The organism is Enterovibrio sp. QJM3NY_24 (assembly GCF_057786035.1).
Genome location: NZ_CM173519.1, coordinates 3,583,531 through 3,598,915 on the forward strand (window position 1 = coordinate 3,583,531; position 15,385 = coordinate 3,598,915).

Below are 15,385 nucleotides of genomic sequence, written 5' to 3' on the forward strand. Positions count from 1 at the left end.
AGGCCCATCAACTGCTGGTGGGCTAACTCGCCAAAGAGGTCAACTGCTTGAGTAAACGATCCATAGAGCGGTAGCCCAGCGCCTCGGCGAGATGCCCACGCTGAATATGCGGCTCACCAGACAGATCAGCAATGGTGCGCGCCACTTTGATAATGCGATGGTAAGCACGAATAGACAAACCTAGTCGATGCAGTGCGGTTTCAAGAAAATCCGCATCCGCTTTTGATAGCGGGCAATAGGTTTCAATCTCGCGGCTTGATAGCAAACAGTTTGCTTTTCCTGCCCGAGAGAGCATCACCCCTCGCGCTTTTTCGATTCGCGCTTTCACCACGCTGGTAGGCTCGCCGCGATCGCCGCCTTCCGTCAGAGTGCCACGAGGAAGGGCTGGGATTTCGATGGATAGATCAAAGCGATCCAGAAAAGGACCCGACAAGCGATTAAGGTAACGCAATGTGGCTTGTGGATTCGACCGCGCTAGTTGGCCTTCGTAATGCCCTGTAGGGCTTGGGTTTAACGCCCCTATCAACTGAAAGCGAGAAGGAAAGCGGGTTTTACTGTTCGCGCGTGAAATCATCACTTCGCCAGATTCCAACGGCTCTCTTAATGAATCTAAGACTTTGCGCTCAAACTCGGGCATCTCATCAAGAAATAGAATACCGTTGTGCGCTAAGGATATCTCACCCGGCTTAGGTACCGTACCGCCGCCAACCAGCGCCGCCATAGAGCTAGAGTGGTGAGGAGCGCGAAACGGACGTTGACGCCAATTGCCTTCGTGCAATGGACGCTCAGTCAGTGAGGTGATGGCGGCTGTTTCCAATGCTTCTGTATCGCTCATGGGGGGCAATAAATCGGCCATTCGCGATGCCAGCATGGTTTTTCCTGTCCCTGGCGGTCCGAGAAAAAGAAGGTTGTGGGAACCTGCCGCTGAGATCTCCAGTGCGCGCTTTCCTTGTTGCTGACCAATAATGTCCTGCAAACAGCGATGATTATCCTGGGGCACAACGTCCATATCATCAGGCTCTTTGAGCATCAAGCTGCCTTGCCCGCTAAGATGACGACACACGGTGTTTAGATCGGGCGCAGATAAATGGATATCACGCCCCACCAAAGCAACCTGCCCACCGTTATCATCCGGTACAACTAAGCTTCTTCCCATTTCCCGACAAACAACCGCGGCAGGTAAAGTGCCTTTTACCGCACGCAGTTGCCCTGAAAGCGCCAATTCACCCACAAATTCGTGCTTAGAGAGCGTTGTCATAGGTATCTGCCCAGAAGCTGCCAAAACCCCTAGCGCGATGGGTAAGTCGAATCGCCCACCGTCTTTGGGTAAATCTGCTGGCGCAAGGTTCACCGTGATACGCCTTGCGGGGAATTCAAAACCTGAATTAACAATGGCGCTACGAACACGGTCGCGGGCTTCTTTCACCGTGGTTTCAGCCAAACCAACGAGGTTAAAGGCTGGTAAACCGTTACTAATATGCACTTCAACAGTGACTTGTGGTGCGCCGACACCCACACAGGCTCGGCTTTGAATAATGGCAAGATTCATAATGCTCAATATTTATCTATTTAACTATCAATTGGTTATGTGCATAAAGAAATAGTATTACTGCATTACGATGCGAAAAATGAAAAAACTGGCCAGTTTTTACTTGTCATGCGACGGACGTCTGTGATACCACTAGGAACAGACAACATGTATGCAAACAAACGTTGACATAGTCATACATCACCGACACAAATGACGGTAAAAAACACAAAATGAATCAACTCAATCGCGCCCTAGTCATTATTATTTCAATTATCGTGGTGGTACTACCGCGAGGGGCTGCGACGGCGAGAAAATAACACACAAACATCGCAACCAGCCCCCGCATCGAAAGGTTCGGGGGCTTTTTTAACATTGGAAGTCTGGTTGTAATAACGCGTAAGGAAATAGCGGCATGAAACCATATCAAAAAGCAGAGCAAGCCTGCATCTCCCAAACTCAGCGTCAGAGGGGATTGCTATGACAGGTGCACAGTTAGTCGTAAGCGCTTTGCGTCAGCAAGGTGTCACCACCCTCTTCGGCTATCCGGGTGGAGCAATCATGCCCGTCTACGATGCCCTTTATGACGGCGGTCTTGATCACGTGCTTTGTCGTCATGAACAAGGTGCTGCCATGGCTGCGATCGGTTATGCCCGTTCAACTGGAGGTGTGGGGGTGTGTCTTGCGACATCCGGCCCTGGCGCCACGAACCTGATCACCGGCCTTGCCGATGCCATGATGGACTCCGTGCCGATTGTTGCTATCACAGGTCAGGTTGCTAGCCCTCTTATCGGTACCGACGCCTTCCAAGAAGTTGATGTTCTCGGTTTGTCACTTGCTTGCACCAAACACAGTTTTCTGGTTACCGACCCCAATGATCTTGCGAAAACGTTGGCGGAAGCCTTTGTTGTTGCGAAAGAAGGTCGTCCAGGTCCCGTGCTGGTGGATATCGCTAAAGACGTGCAACTCGGCCAAATTGACAATATGTCGACGGCACAAATCAAGAAGCCATTCACACCCGATGTCTCTGCCGTATCTTTGCAAGAAGCCAATGCGCTGATAGCAGCCAGCAAACAGCCTATCGTGTATGTCGGCGGTGGCGTACAACTGGCGCATGCTACGGACACCTTGCGCCAATTTCTTAATCACAGCCAAATCCCAGCCACTTGCACCTTGAAGGGGTTGGGATCGGTTCATCGAGATTACCCGTACTACTTAGGTATGCTCGGTATGCATGGCACCAAAGCTGCCAACCTTGCGGTTCAGCAATCAGATCTACTGATCGTTATCGGTGCGCGTTTTGATGACCGAGTGACAGGCAAGCTCGATACCTTCGCGCCAAATGCAACCGTGGTGCATATTGATATCGATGCGGCAGAGTTTAATAAACTGCGCCGCGCTAACGTCGCCCTTCGCGGTGAACTCAACACGGTGTTACCGCAGCTTGGCGAACCCGCAGACATATCAGAATGGCAAACGACAATTAGCACGATGATGACCGACTTCGGTTGGCGTTATGATCATCCGGGTGAGGCGATTTATGCACCACTGCTGCTAAATCAACTGTCTGACATGATGCCGGACTCAACCGTGGTTGCCACGGATGTTGGCCAACACCAAATGTGGGTAGCGCAGCACGTTCAGCCACGACGTCCGGAGAACTTACTCACCTCAGCTGGGCTAGGCACGATGGGGTTTGGTTTACCTGCGGCGATGGGCGCCAAAATGGCACGTCCAGATGATGAGGTTGTGTTAGTTTCGGGAGATGGTTCGTTTATGATGAACGTTCAGGAGCTTGGCACGCTAAAACGGCGTAATATACCCGTCAAAATGGTCCTGCTGGATAACCAGCGTTTGGGGATGGTTCGTCAGTGGCAAGAGCTGTTTTTCGACAAACGCTTTAGTGAGACCAATCTGTCTGACAACCCGGATTTTGTCAGGCTCGCAAGCGCCTTTAACATCCCAGGCAAAACCATTACCAGAAAAGACGAAGTCATCCCTGCACTGCAGACGATGCTAGCAAGTGACACAGCCTATCTGTTACATGTTGCTATCTCAGAGGAAGAGAACGTATGGCCGCTGGTTCCGCCTGGCGCCGCCAACCAGGATATGTTGGAGAGAACATGAGTCAATCTCACACCCTGCTTATCGGCGCAGATGACAAGCCCGAATTGCTTGAACGCTTATTGCGCATTGTGCGTCACCGAGGTTTTCGCCTCACCAGTTTGGACATGCATCATACCGACGACTGCAATGTGGTTGAAATTACCTTGCAAGTCACGAGCGATCGCCCTATCGCCAATCTTCAAAGCCAATTAGACAAGTTATGGGATGTCTCGCACGTACGTCTGCTCCCACAATAACAACAGTAATGCGTTATCTAAAAGGATTAAAATAATGGCAAACACAGCGGATTATATTTGGTCAAACGGTGAGCTCATTCCTTGGCAAGATGCCAAGGTTCACGTTCTGACCCACGCCATGCATTATGGCACCTCCGTATTTGAAGGCATTCGTTGCTACGATACGCCGAATGGTCCCATCGTATTCCGCCACCGCGAGCACATGCAGCGTCTTAAAGACAGCGCAAAAATATACCGCTTTCCTATCCCATATAGTGTTGATGAGCTGATGGAAGCGTGTCGCGAAACGCTTCGTGCCAACAAACTCAACTCCGCGTATATCCGCCCGTTAGGTTTTATCGGCAACGTGGGTTTAGGTGTGTGTCCGCCGCCAGAAACTGAAATGGATATCATCATTGCCGCGTTTAGCTGGGGTTCGTACCTTGGTGAAGAAGCGCTGGCTAACGGTGTCGATGCCATGATTTCAAGTTGGAACCGTGCTGCGCCAAACACCATTCCAACCGCGGCTAAAGCTGGTGGTAACTACCTCTCTAGCCTATTGGTCGGCGGCGAAGCTCGCCGTCATGGTTACGCAGAGGGCATTGCATTAAGTGTCGATGGTTACCTGTCTGAAGGTGCAGGTGAAAACCTGTTTGTGATCAGAAATGGTGTGATTTCAACACCGCCCGCCACCAGCGCTATATTGCCGGGCATTACTCGTGATTCGATCATGATTTTGGCCCGAGAAATGGGCTATGACGTCCGCGAAGAGAACATTGCCCGTGAAGCTCTCTATCTTGCCGATGAAGTATTCATGACAGGCACCGCCGCAGAAATTGTACCAGTACGCAGCGTTGATCAGATCACTGTCGGTGAAGGTGCACGCGGCCCAATCACTGAACAAGTACAATCCGCATTCTTTGGTCTGTTTAATGGCCAAACAGAAGATAAGTGGGGGTGGCTCGATCCCGTCACCCCACAAACCAAATAAGTAGTTTAAGAGGACAAGGAAATGCCTAAGTATCGTTCAGCCACCACTACCCACGGCCGTAACATGGCCGGAGCACGCGCCCTTTGGCGTGCAACTGGCGTAAAAGATGAAGATTTCGGTAAACCTATCATTGCTGTGGTGAACTCATTCACCCAATTCGTACCGGGTCACGTTCACTTAAAAGACATGGGCCAACTGGTTGCACGCGAGATTGAAGAAGCAGGCGGCATCGCTAAAGAATTCAATACTATCGCCGTTGATGATGGTATCGCTATGGGCCACGGCGGCATGCTGTACAGCTTGCCATCACGTGAGTTGATTGCCGATTCAGTCGAATACATGGTGAATGCACACTGCGCGGATGCCATGGTCTGTATCTCTAACTGTGACAAAATCACCCCAGGAATGCTGATGGCAGCGATGCGCATCAATATCCCTGTGATCTTTGTTTCAGGCGGCCCAATGGAAGCGGGTAAAACCAAGCTATCAGATCAGATCTTAAAGCTGGATCTGGTTGATGCCATGATCCAAGGCGCTGATCCGAAAGTGTCTGATGAGCAAAGCGAGCAGATCGAACGATCAGCCTGCCCAACCTGTGGTTCTTGCTCAGGCATGTTCACTGCTAACTCCATGAACTGTTTGACTGAAGCATTAGGCCTTAGTCAGCCAGGCAATGGTTCAATGTTGGCAACACACGCTGACCGTGAGCAATTGTTCCTTAAGGCTGGCCAACGCATTGTTGAACTAACCAAGCGTTACTACGAACAAGATGACGAATCAGCCTTACCACGCACGATTGCTAGCCGAGCAGCATTTGAAAATGCAACGGCGCTTGATATCGCCATGGGCGGTTCTAGCAATACGGTTCTTCACCTGATAGCCGCAGCACAAGAAGGTGAAATTGATTTTGACTTGGACGACATCGATCGCATGTCTCGCCTTGTTCCACATCTTTGCAAAGTGGCGCCTTCAACGCCGAAATACCACATGGAAGATGTTCACCGTGCAGGTGGTGTAATCGCTATCCTTGGCGAATTGGCGCGGGCGAATTTGCTCCACACTGATGTGCCAACCGTACTTGGTCAAACCATGGCTGACACCATTGCACAGTACGACATCATGGTTACCGAAGATGAAGACGTAAAAGCCTTCTTCCGTGCCGGTCCTGCTGGTATTCGCACCACCAAAGCCTTCTCACAAAGCTGTCGCTGGGACACGCTTGACGATGACCGCGAAAATGGTTGTATTCGTACCCGTGAAAATGCATTCAGCCAAGAAGGTGGTTTAGCAGTACTGAGCGGCAATCTTGCACAGGATGGCTGTATTGTTAAAACCGCGGGTGTTGATGAAGAAAACCTTGTTTTCCGCGGCCCAGCACATGTGTTTGAAGCGCAAGAAGATGCAGTAAACGGCATATTATCTGGCGCAGTGAAAGCAGGCGAAGTGGTAGTGATCCGCTTCGAAGGCCCGAAAGGCGGCCCAGGTATGCAGGAAATGCTGTATCCAACCACTTACCTTAAATCGATGGGGCTAGGAAAAGCGTGTGCATTGGTCACTGACGGTCGCTTCTCTGGTGGCACCAGTGGTCTGTCTATCGGTCACGTATCCCCAGAAGCCGCAAGTGGTGGTGTTATTGGTTTGGTCCAGCAAGGCGATATCGTTGCTATCGACATCCCTAACCGTTCCATCGTACTCGAAGTCGATGATGCGGAACTTGCCACTCGCCGCACTGACGCAGATGCTCGCGGCTGGAAGCCCGTGTCACGTGAGCGCGTCGTGTCCCTTGCCCTAAAAGCGTATGCCAGCTTGGCAACCAGCGCCGACAAAGGCGCTGTACGAGACAAAAGCAAGCTGGAGGATTAATCATGACGCAGGCCCGCCAATCCCATGTACCCGTTCCACTGAGTAATGCTGAGTATCTTCGCGATATTTTGCGTGCGCCCATTTATGAAGTCGCTATCGTTAGCCCACTTCAGAACATGCCACGCATTTCAAAGCGTCTGGATAATCACATCCAGTTAAAGCGCGAAGACCGTCAACCGGTACATTCGTTTAAATTGCGCGGTGCCTACAACATGATGGCGCAGCTGTCTGATGCACAGAAAAAAGCTGGGGTGATTGCTGCCTCTGCCGGTAATCATGCACAAGGCGTAGCCATGTCAGGCCACAAACTAGGGATCAGCGCCACCATCGTCATGCCACGCACCACCCCCGACATCAAAGTCGCTGGCGTTCGTAGTTTTGGCGGTAACGTTGTGCTGCACGGAAATAACTTTGATGAAGCCAAAGTAAAAGCCATAGAGCTTGCCAATGAGCACGGCTACACCTTTGTTGCGCCGTTTGACCACCCTGCCATCATTGCAGGGCAAGGTACCATCGGTTTGGAGTTACTTCAGCAAAACGGGCATCTTGATTATATTTTCTTGCCTGTCGGCGGGGGCGGTATCGCAGCAGGTGTGGCGGTGATCGTTAAGCAGCTCATGCCACATATCAAAGTCATCGGCGTAGAAGCAGAAGACTCTGCCTGCCTGAAAGCCGCGATGGATGCGGGTGAGCCAGTGACACTCGACAATGTTGGCACGTTTGCCGATGGCGTCGCAGTGAAACGCATTGGTGATGAAACGTTCCGAGTCTGTCAGCAACATCTCGATGATGTCATCACGGTGTCTAGCGATGAAATCTGCGCAGCAATGAAAGACATTTTCGAAGATACCCGTGCCATCTCTGAGCCTTCAGGGGCATTGTCTTTGGCAGGGCTTAAGCGCTATACCGAGCAGCATCAGCTGAAAGGGAAAAACATGGCGTCTATCTTGTCTGGCGCCAATTTGAATTTCCACACATTACGTTATGTGTCCGAACGTGCCGAGCTAGGTGAGAAGCGTGAAGGCTTGCTGGCGGTGACGATTCCTGAACGCACAGGCGCTTTCCTCGATTTTTGTAAAATCTTGGGGGGTCGTGCAGTGACTGAATTTAATTACCGCTATAGCGACGATGCATTGGCAAATATCTTTGTCGGTGTGCGCTTAACGAATGGTCAGGAAGAACTCGATAGCATCATCTCCGACCTACAAAAAGGTGGCTATCCCGTGCAGGATTTGTCTGACGATGAAATGGCGAAAGTGCATATTCGCTATATGATTGGCGGACGCCCAACCAAGGTGATGAATGAACGCTTGTATAGCTTTGAGTTCCCAGAATATCCGGGCGCCCTGCTACGTTTTTTGAATACGCTGGGTACGCATTGGAATATCAGCATTTTTAATTATCGCAACCATGGTGCTGACTATGGACGCGTATTATGTGGATTCGAGCTAGAAGATAAAGACTTGCTTTCATTTACTGCGCATCTCAAAGAATTGGGTTATGCCTGGAAGGACGAGACAGAAAGCCCCTCTTACCGTTTCTTCTTGTCTAAGGATAGCTAATTAAGCCAAAGGAACAATGCGGTTCACAAACAAGAAAAAGCCCAGCATTCGCTGGGCTTTTAGTTTCTTATTTCTTTATTCATCGTTATCCGATGACTTCATGATCACCATGTACTCTGCCAGTAACAAAGCCTGATCCATCACGAGGTTACGCGCCGAAAGAGGGAGCTGATTGAATAACAAAAGTAAATTATTCAGATCATCTCTATGCGTAAACGCGATATCACTTCGCGTACTTTCGCCGTATAGAAACCAATTTAACGGACGGCCTGTTACGTCAGCAATCGTAGCAAGTGAAGAGACCTTAGGTTCAGTCTTGCCTGACTCAATATCTAAATAAGTCTGCCGCGCCACATCAAGATGCTGCGCCATTTCCACTTGCGTGATCTCTCGATACTCTCGCGCTTCTCTGATGCGCAGTGCAACGTGAGATTTGACAATCAACATCGCAATCTTGCCCCACAACTCTTTGTCACAGCATCAGGTGATTTACACCTGTATCTGTCACACTCTCTACTGCTAGATCCTGCATTATGCACAGCGCAGTCGCGTTCACATGTAAAGCATCGTTGAATTGTGAAACTGGGCCGCCGTTGCCTAAGCCAGATGACAAGGCTTTCGTGCAATACCTATTTTGGCAGGCAAGGCTTGGCAAAGCCTACCAAGTAAGTAAGTGCTTAACCTCTTTGCGCAGATTTGGAGTAATTAACCAAGAATGAAGCCATGTTAACGCTCTGATTGAGAATGGCGGTTCTTGCTTCGTGGGGCAGTTTTGAGAAGTGCTCCAGAAGGCGATTAACGTCCTGCTTATACTGCACGTCGTGCAATTCAACATCCGCATCACCATAAACGAACCATACTAAAGGACGTTCAGTGATTTCGGCTATCTCAGACAACATGCGAACACGCGGTTCGGTTTTACCCGTCTCAATGTCTAAATAGGTTTGGCGTGCTACATCAAGCAATTTCGCCATTTTCACCTGGGTAATCCCTTTCCACTCACGGGCTTCTTTAATGCGTTTTGCTACTTGTGATTTCGAATCGATCATCATTCACTCCCTACGACTTACAGCTCTGGTTGTTTTTTTGCTGCTTTATCGACAATATGCACAATACGCGCCAACTATTCAGACATTGATAATTAGAATAAAAATCAATTAGTTGAGTTTGGAGTGCATATATGTGCTTATCTTTCTAGGCGAGGTGTCTTGTTATAGATGCGAAATGATTTGCAAAATGCAAATATCGTGACCGATTTCCAAGTTGCAAATAGCAACGAATGTATTTCTTGTCTTATATTGGAGACAAATAAGGAGCTTGCGCTCCTTTTGAGGTTTTTGTTGTTTAGTATTTCTTCAGCGCTTACTCAACGGTCACCGCTTTTGCCAGGTTACGAGGCTGATCAACGTCCGTACCTTTGATCAATGCAACGTGATACGACAGCAACTGCATAGGAACCGTATAGAAAATAGGCGCACATACCTCATCAACATGCGGCATAGGAATGATTGTCATGCCATCACTTTCCTGAAATCCCGCAGATTCATCAGCAAACACATACAATTGACCGCCACGGGCTCGCACCTCTTCAATGTTAGATTTGAGCTTTTCTAACAGTTCATTGTTTGGTGCTATCACAATAACGGGCATATCTGCATCAATCAGTGCCAAAGGTCCGTGCTTGAGTTCACCGGCTGCATAGGCCTCCGCATGAATATAGGAAATCTCTTTTAACTTCAAAGAGGCTTCCATCGCAATAGGATAAAACTCGCCACGGCCTAAAAACAGTGCGTGGTGTTTATCAGCAAAATCTTCCGCAAGCGCTTCAATTTGTTTGTCAAAGGTCAGTGCCTGTTCGATTTGAGCCGGAAGTCGGTGTAGCGATTTAACAATCTCTGCTTCTTTTTCTGCGCTAACCGTGCCTTTCTCCTTGCCGAGCGCGGTTACCATCATCAGTAGCGCTGTGAGCTGCGTAGTAAAGGCTTTTGTCGAAGCGACACCAATTTCTGTTCCCGCGCGAGTCATGATGGCAATGTCAGATTCTCGCACCAATGAAGAACCCGCCACATTACACACTGTCATCGCGGCCATGAACCCACGTTCTTTCGCCAATCGAAGCGCAGCCAAGGTGTCTGCTGTCTCCCCGGATTGAGAAAGGGTGATTAATACGCTATTTGGACGCGTGACGAAGTTGCGATAGCGAAACTCTGAGGCAATCTCAACATCACAGCTAACACCTGCAATGGATTCAAACCAATAGCGCGCCACCATTCCAGCATTGTAAGACGTACCACATGCAATGATTTGGATATGCTCAGCTTTTTGTAAGATCTCTTTCGCGCCATGACCCAAGCTTTCCACCAGCACCGAATTTGCATCAATGCGCCCTTCTAAGGTGTTGATAATAGCCGAGGGCTGCTCAAAGGTTTCTTTTTGCATGTAGTGTCGATACTTCCCTTTATCGGCAGCATCATGCTCTGCGGTTGATTCGTGAATGGTACGTTCAACCGCATTGCCTTCAACATCAAAAATATCAACAGCACGACGAGTGATTTCAGCGATATCGCCTTCTTCTAAAAATAGAAAACGACGAGTGACATTCAAAAGTGCCAACTGATCAGAGGCCAAAAAGTTTTCACCGATACCCAGCCCAATCACCAATGGGCTACCAGAGCGCGCAGCGATAAGGCGCTCTGGATCACGTCTATCCATCACGACAGTGCCATAGGCACCATGCAATTGCGCGACCGTGCGTTGAAACGCATCCAATAGCGAACCGCCTTGCTCCAATTCCCAATGAACAAGGTGAGCGATCACTTCGGTATCTGTTTGTGAGGTAAACACGTAACCACGTTGAGTTAAGATCTCTCGAAGAGGTTCATGGTTTTCGATAATGCCATTGTGAACAACAGCAATATTTTCACCTGACGTGTGCGGGTGGGCGTTTTCTTCACTTGGCTCACCATGTGTCGCCCAGCGTGTATGGGCAATACCAGTACCACCCAAAACAGGCTGCGCATCAAGCGCATCAGCCAATATTTGAACTTTACCCAAACGGCGCAGACGATTAAGTTGATGCTCTGCATCAACGACAGCCAAGCCGGCCAGTCATAGCCGCGATATTCCAAACGGCGTAAACCTTCAACCAGTATTTCCGCCACATCCCTTTGCGCTACCGCGCCCACAATTCCACACATAACTTTCCCCGTCTAATTAGGGGCGCAGATCACCTCTGTGCCCGTCTTTTCAATGGCTTGTTTGGTGGTGGTATCTATATTGATGTCAGTGATAACAGTCGTAATGACATCCCAAGGGAGTTCTAGGTTTGGTATCTTTCGCCCTATTTTATCGGACTCAATCAACACCACCACCTCTCGAGACACCTCTGACATGACGCGGCTCAAACCAACTATTTCATTGAAAGTCGTTGTACCGCGATTGACGTCTATCCCATCAGCACCAATAAACAACTGGTCAAAATCATAAGCGCGCAATGCCTGCTCTGCGACTTGCCCTTGAAACGCTTCAGAGTGCGGGTCCCACGTGCCACCTGTCATTAACAGTGTCGGCTCGTTTTCCAGCTCTTTGATGGCTTGGGCAACGTTCAGTGAATTAGTCATCACTACGAGCCCACGTTTTTGATTTAACAAAGGGATCAGCGCTGCGGTTGTCGAACCACTGTCCACCACTATACGATTATGGTCGCGAATTCGACTTGCCGCCATTTTTGCTATCGCTAACTTTTGATCTGAAACTTTTACAGCATTTTCCGAAACCATTTCATGAGGAATAGGGACTGCACCACCATATCGACGAAGCAAAATTCCATTTTTCTCAAGCTCAGCAAGGTCTTTGCGTATCGTGACCTCTGATGTTTCAAACAAAGATGAAAGCTCGTCTACACTCACTTTTCCTTGTTCGCTCAGCATGGCAACAATCGCATGGCGACGTTGTTGAGTATTACGTTTCGACATGTAACCACCAAACTTTCGTTTCGAAAGATAATATGACTTTTGAAATAAAGATCAAGAATGAAATGCGAGACATATCACCAAGGGTATGATCAGTCGCACAAAAAAGAATTATACAAAGAGTTAACGCGTCATAGGGAGGAATTAAAGCGAGATAATGGGAAAGTATAGATATAAAAAAAGAGCAGGCTTAATTAAAGGCCTGCTCTTTTTATATGGTGCGGAAGGAGAGACTTGAACTCTCACACCTTGCGGCGCCAGAACCTAAATCTGGTGCGTCTACCAATTTCGCCACTTCCGCGTATTACTTTACTCAAACCTCTCAATAGGTCTAAGTGATATTTGGTGCGGAGGGAGGGACTTGAACCCTCACATCCGTTAGGACACTAGCACCTGAAGCTAGCGCGTCTACCAATTCCGCCACCACCGCACAATTTTGTCAGACTTTATTCGACACTTGGTAGTGTGTCAGTCTGTTTGAAAGTCATTGGCATCGAAATGCTCAACGGTTTCAGAATAGTTGGTGGCTACGACGGGATTCGAACCTGTGACCCCATCATTATGAGTGATGTGCTCTAACCAACTGAGCTACGTAGCCAACCTGAAATATGGCTGGGATACCTGGATTCGAACCAGGGAATGGCGGCATCAAAAGCCGCTGCCTTACCGCTTGGCGATATCCCAACAGTCATCACGCTCGAAAGCATGATTCTTCAATAAATGGTGCGGAAGGAGAGACTTGAACTCTCACACCTTGCGGCGCCAGAACCTAAATCTGGTGCGTCTACCAATTTCGCCACTTCCGCAAACCTAGTTCTCTCTCACCTTTCCCTTAAGGGAGAAGATGGTGCGCGCGGGAGGATTCGAACCTCCGACCGCCTGGTTCGTAGCCAGGTACTCTATCCAGCTGAGCTACGCGCGCATTGGCTGGGATACCTGGATTCGAACCAGGGAATGGCGGCATCAAAAGCCGCTGCCTTACCGCTTGGCGATATCCCAACTGAGGCGCGTATAATATTGCGGAATAGGAAAGCCGTCAACCCCCTATTTTTCGTTTGCTGATGTTTTAACCAACCAAATAAAAAAACACCGCAAATGCGGTGTTCTTATGGCTAAATAGTCAGTTATTTTTGCTTGATCGGACGCTGCCAATCAGCAATCGCACGGGCTTTGGTACGCGTAATTACCAACTGGCCTTCTTCCACATTATTGGTCAATGTCGTGCCCGCACCAATCGTTGCGCCTTTTTTGATGGTAACTGGCGCGACCAACTGACTGTCTGAACCGACAAACACATCATCTTCAATAATGGTTTTGTGCTTATTCGCACCATCGTAATTACAGGTGATCGTACCTGCACCGATATTCACACGATCGCCAATTTCAGCATCACCGAGATAAGTCAGGTGGTTGGCTTTAGAGCCTTTGCCTAAGCGTGCGTTCTTCACTTCAACAAAATTACCGACATGGGAATCACCCACTAGCTCAGCCCCGGGACGCAAACGAGCAAAAGGACCAACAGTACAATCTTCCCCAACAGAGGCGCCTTCGATGACACTCATTGGGCGTACTACTGTGTTATCGTCAATTTCACAATCTTTCAGTACACAGCCAGCACCGATAACCACGTTATCACCCAAGGTAACAAAGCCTTCAATCACAACGTTCACGTCAATTTCAACGTCAATGCCGCACTGTAATTGACCACGTAAGTCAAAACGCGAAGGATCACGAAGCATCACACCACTTTCCAACAGTTTCTCTGCCTGAGCAGCTTGAAACGCACGCTCAAGACGCGCCAATTGAATACGGTTGTTAACGCCCTCCACCTCAATGACACTTTCAGGGTGCACGGCTTCAACAGCACGCCCTTCGTTATGAGCAATAGCGATAACGTCAGTCAGGTAGTATTCACCCTGAGCATTTTCATTTTTCAACTGGGACAGCCAGCGACGCAGATCACGGCCAGTGGCGACCATTACGCCAGTATTAATCTCTTTGATCAGCTTTTGTTCTTGCGACGCATCTTTGTCTTCAACAATCGCGACCACTGGGCCATTGCGACGCACAATACGTCCATAGCCTGAAGGGTTATCAAGCACCACCGTGAGAAGAGCAATACCGCCGTCGGGTTGTGCCTCTAGCAAGTTTTCGATGGTTTGCTCTGAGATTAATGGCACGTCTCCATAAAGAATAAGTATCTGCTCATCATCCCTAAATTCCGATGCCGCCTGATTAACCGCATGACCCGTGCCAAGCTGCTCAGCCTGAAGTACCCAGTTAACTGGCTCTTGAGACAATGATGCTTTCATCGCATCACCACCATGCCCGTAAACAAGGTGCAGATCTTGAGCGCCTAATGAGCAACACGTATCAATGACGTGCTTCACCATCGGCTTACCTGCAAGCGTATGCAATACTTTAGGCAAATTGGAATACATGCGGGTTCCCTTGCCCGCCGCAAGAATCACAGCACTGAAATTCATGGGAAACTTATCCTTGGAATAAAAATGTCACATCACAATAATGGCACGTATTGTAACGACTCGTGGTGTAAAACGGCATGCTCGATAACGATAAAATCTTAATTTCCCGTCACTTTGTAGCAAAAATCAGGCTTATTCTCGCCATTAATATAGAAAAAAGGCGACCATTCGGTCGCCTTTTCAGCTTGCTGTGTTACCTGGCTATTTAGCGTGCCTTTTTGGTCAGCTCGATAACTCGTAGCTGGGCAATCGCTTTGGCCAGATCACTGGCCGCCTGAGCAAAGTCCATGTCTCCGTGCTTATTGAGGATACGATCCTCAGCACGACGCTTCGCTTCTTCTGCCTTCGCCTGATCCAGATCGGCACCACGAATTGCGGTGTCCGCCAACACAGTGACTGTGCTTGGCTGTACTTCCAACATGCCGCCAGAAAGATAAATAACCTCTTCGTGGCCGTGCTGTTTAGTAATACGGATCATGCCTGGCGTAATGGCGGTCAGCAGCGGGGTGTGGCTTGGGAAAATACCCAGCTCACCTTCGCTACCAGTTACCTGAATAGCTTCGGCTCGACCAGAAAACAATTGTTTTTCTGCGCTTACTACATCCAGATGGAAGGTCATCGCTGCCATATCGCCTCCTAACA

11 protein-coding genes, 7 tRNA genes and 1 pseudogene are annotated in these 15,385 nt (G+C 49.1%); 5 read left to right on the top strand and 14 right to left on the bottom strand.

Going from position 1 to position 15,385, the window contains the following annotated elements; all coding sequences use genetic code 11:
* Positions 1-22: 22 nt before the first annotated feature.
* On the bottom strand, positions 23-1,549 hold the full coding sequence (locus AC3CIC_RS16180) for a YifB family Mg chelatase-like AAA ATPase (RefSeq protein ID WP_394213543.1): 1,527 nt from the start codon (positions 1,547-1,549) through the stop codon (positions 23-25).
* A gap of 459 nt (positions 1,550-2,008) precedes the next feature.
* On the opposite strand from AC3CIC_RS16180, the gene ilvG reads away from it, so the two are divergent.
* The 5 genes from ilvG to ilvA are packed head-to-tail and all read left to right on the top strand — an operon-like array spanning position 2,009 to position 8,286.
* The gene (gene ilvG / locus AC3CIC_RS16185; protein WP_488515055.1) at positions 2,009-3,655 is read left to right on the top strand and encodes an acetolactate synthase 2 catalytic subunit; all 1,647 of its coding nucleotides are present in this window, start codon (positions 2,009-2,011) and stop codon (positions 3,653-3,655) included.
* Entirely contained in the window at positions 3,652-3,891 is a 240-nt protein-coding gene (gene ilvM / locus AC3CIC_RS16190) for an acetolactate synthase 2 small subunit (RefSeq protein WP_017005296.1), read from the top strand. The genes ilvG and ilvM overlap by 4 nt, the downstream gene beginning before the upstream one ends.
* A gap of 34 nt (positions 3,892-3,925) precedes the next feature.
* Positions 3,926-4,861 (top strand): branched-chain amino acid transaminase, encoded by a 936-nt coding sequence (locus AC3CIC_RS16195; RefSeq protein ID WP_016960925.1) that lies wholly within the window; start codon positions 3,926-3,928, stop codon positions 4,859-4,861.
* Positions 4,862-4,882: 21 nt separating this feature from the next.
* The gene (gene ilvD, locus AC3CIC_RS16200) at positions 4,883-6,724 is read left to right on the top strand and encodes a dihydroxy-acid dehydratase (RefSeq protein ID WP_488515056.1); all 1,842 of its coding nucleotides are present in this window, start codon (positions 4,883-4,885) and stop codon (positions 6,722-6,724) included.
* A 2-nt stretch (positions 6,725-6,726) separates the two neighbouring features.
* Positions 6,727-8,286, top strand: a complete 1,560-nt coding sequence (ilvA, locus tag AC3CIC_RS16205; RefSeq protein ID WP_488515057.1) for a threonine ammonia-lyase, biosynthetic — start codon at positions 6,727-6,729, stop codon at positions 8,284-8,286.
* A 75-nt stretch (positions 8,287-8,361) separates the two neighbouring features.
* Here ilvA and AC3CIC_RS16210 read toward each other — a convergent pair whose 3' ends face one another.
* The 13 genes and pseudogenes from AC3CIC_RS16210 to AC3CIC_RS16270 all read right to left on the bottom strand — a co-directional run bounded on the left by AC3CIC_RS16210 (position 8,362) and on the right by AC3CIC_RS16270 (position 15,371).
* Entirely contained in the window at positions 8,362-8,733 is a 372-nt protein-coding gene (locus AC3CIC_RS16210; protein WP_016960922.1) for a helix-turn-helix domain-containing protein, read from the bottom strand.
* Positions 8,734-8,963: 230 nt separating this feature from the next.
* Positions 8,964-9,335, bottom strand: a complete 372-nt coding sequence (locus AC3CIC_RS16215; RefSeq protein WP_016960921.1) for a helix-turn-helix transcriptional regulator — start codon at positions 9,333-9,335, stop codon at positions 8,964-8,966.
* A 313-nt stretch (positions 9,336-9,648) separates the two neighbouring features.
* Positions 9,649-11,483, bottom strand: a pseudogene (gene glmS / locus AC3CIC_RS16220) (glutamine--fructose-6-phosphate transaminase (isomerizing)).
* Between the two features lie 12 nt (positions 11,484-11,495).
* The gene (locus AC3CIC_RS16225) at positions 11,496-12,260 is read right to left on the bottom strand and encodes a DeoR/GlpR family DNA-binding transcription regulator (RefSeq protein WP_488515058.1); all 765 of its coding nucleotides are present in this window, start codon (positions 12,258-12,260) and stop codon (positions 11,496-11,498) included.
* Between the two features lie 213 nt (positions 12,261-12,473).
* A tRNA-Leu gene (locus AC3CIC_RS16230) sits at positions 12,474-12,558 on the bottom strand.
* A gap of 42 nt (positions 12,559-12,600) precedes the next feature.
* Positions 12,601-12,687: transfer RNA gene (locus tag AC3CIC_RS16235), tRNA-Leu, on the bottom strand.
* A 91-nt stretch (positions 12,688-12,778) separates the two neighbouring features.
* A tRNA-Met gene (locus AC3CIC_RS16240) sits at positions 12,779-12,855 on the bottom strand.
* 11 nt (positions 12,856-12,866) lie between these two features.
* Positions 12,867-12,941 (bottom strand) — tRNA-Gln (locus tag AC3CIC_RS16245).
* Positions 12,942-12,978: 37 nt separating this feature from the next.
* Positions 12,979-13,063: transfer RNA gene (locus tag AC3CIC_RS16250), tRNA-Leu, on the bottom strand.
* Positions 13,064-13,102: 39 nt separating this feature from the next.
* Positions 13,103-13,179: transfer RNA gene (locus AC3CIC_RS16255), tRNA-Arg, on the bottom strand.
* 2 nt (positions 13,180-13,181) lie between these two features.
* Positions 13,182-13,256, bottom strand: a tRNA-Gln gene (locus AC3CIC_RS16260).
* A 125-nt stretch (positions 13,257-13,381) separates the two neighbouring features.
* Positions 13,382-14,743, bottom strand: a complete 1,362-nt coding sequence (gene glmU / locus AC3CIC_RS16265) for a bifunctional UDP-N-acetylglucosamine diphosphorylase/glucosamine-1-phosphate N-acetyltransferase GlmU (RefSeq protein ID WP_394213331.1) — start codon at positions 14,741-14,743, stop codon at positions 13,382-13,384.
* Between the two features lie 205 nt (positions 14,744-14,948).
* Entirely contained in the window at positions 14,949-15,371 is a 423-nt protein-coding gene (locus tag AC3CIC_RS16270) for a F0F1 ATP synthase subunit epsilon (protein ID WP_016961818.1), read from the bottom strand.
* Between the last annotated feature and the right edge of the window lie 14 nt (positions 15,372-15,385).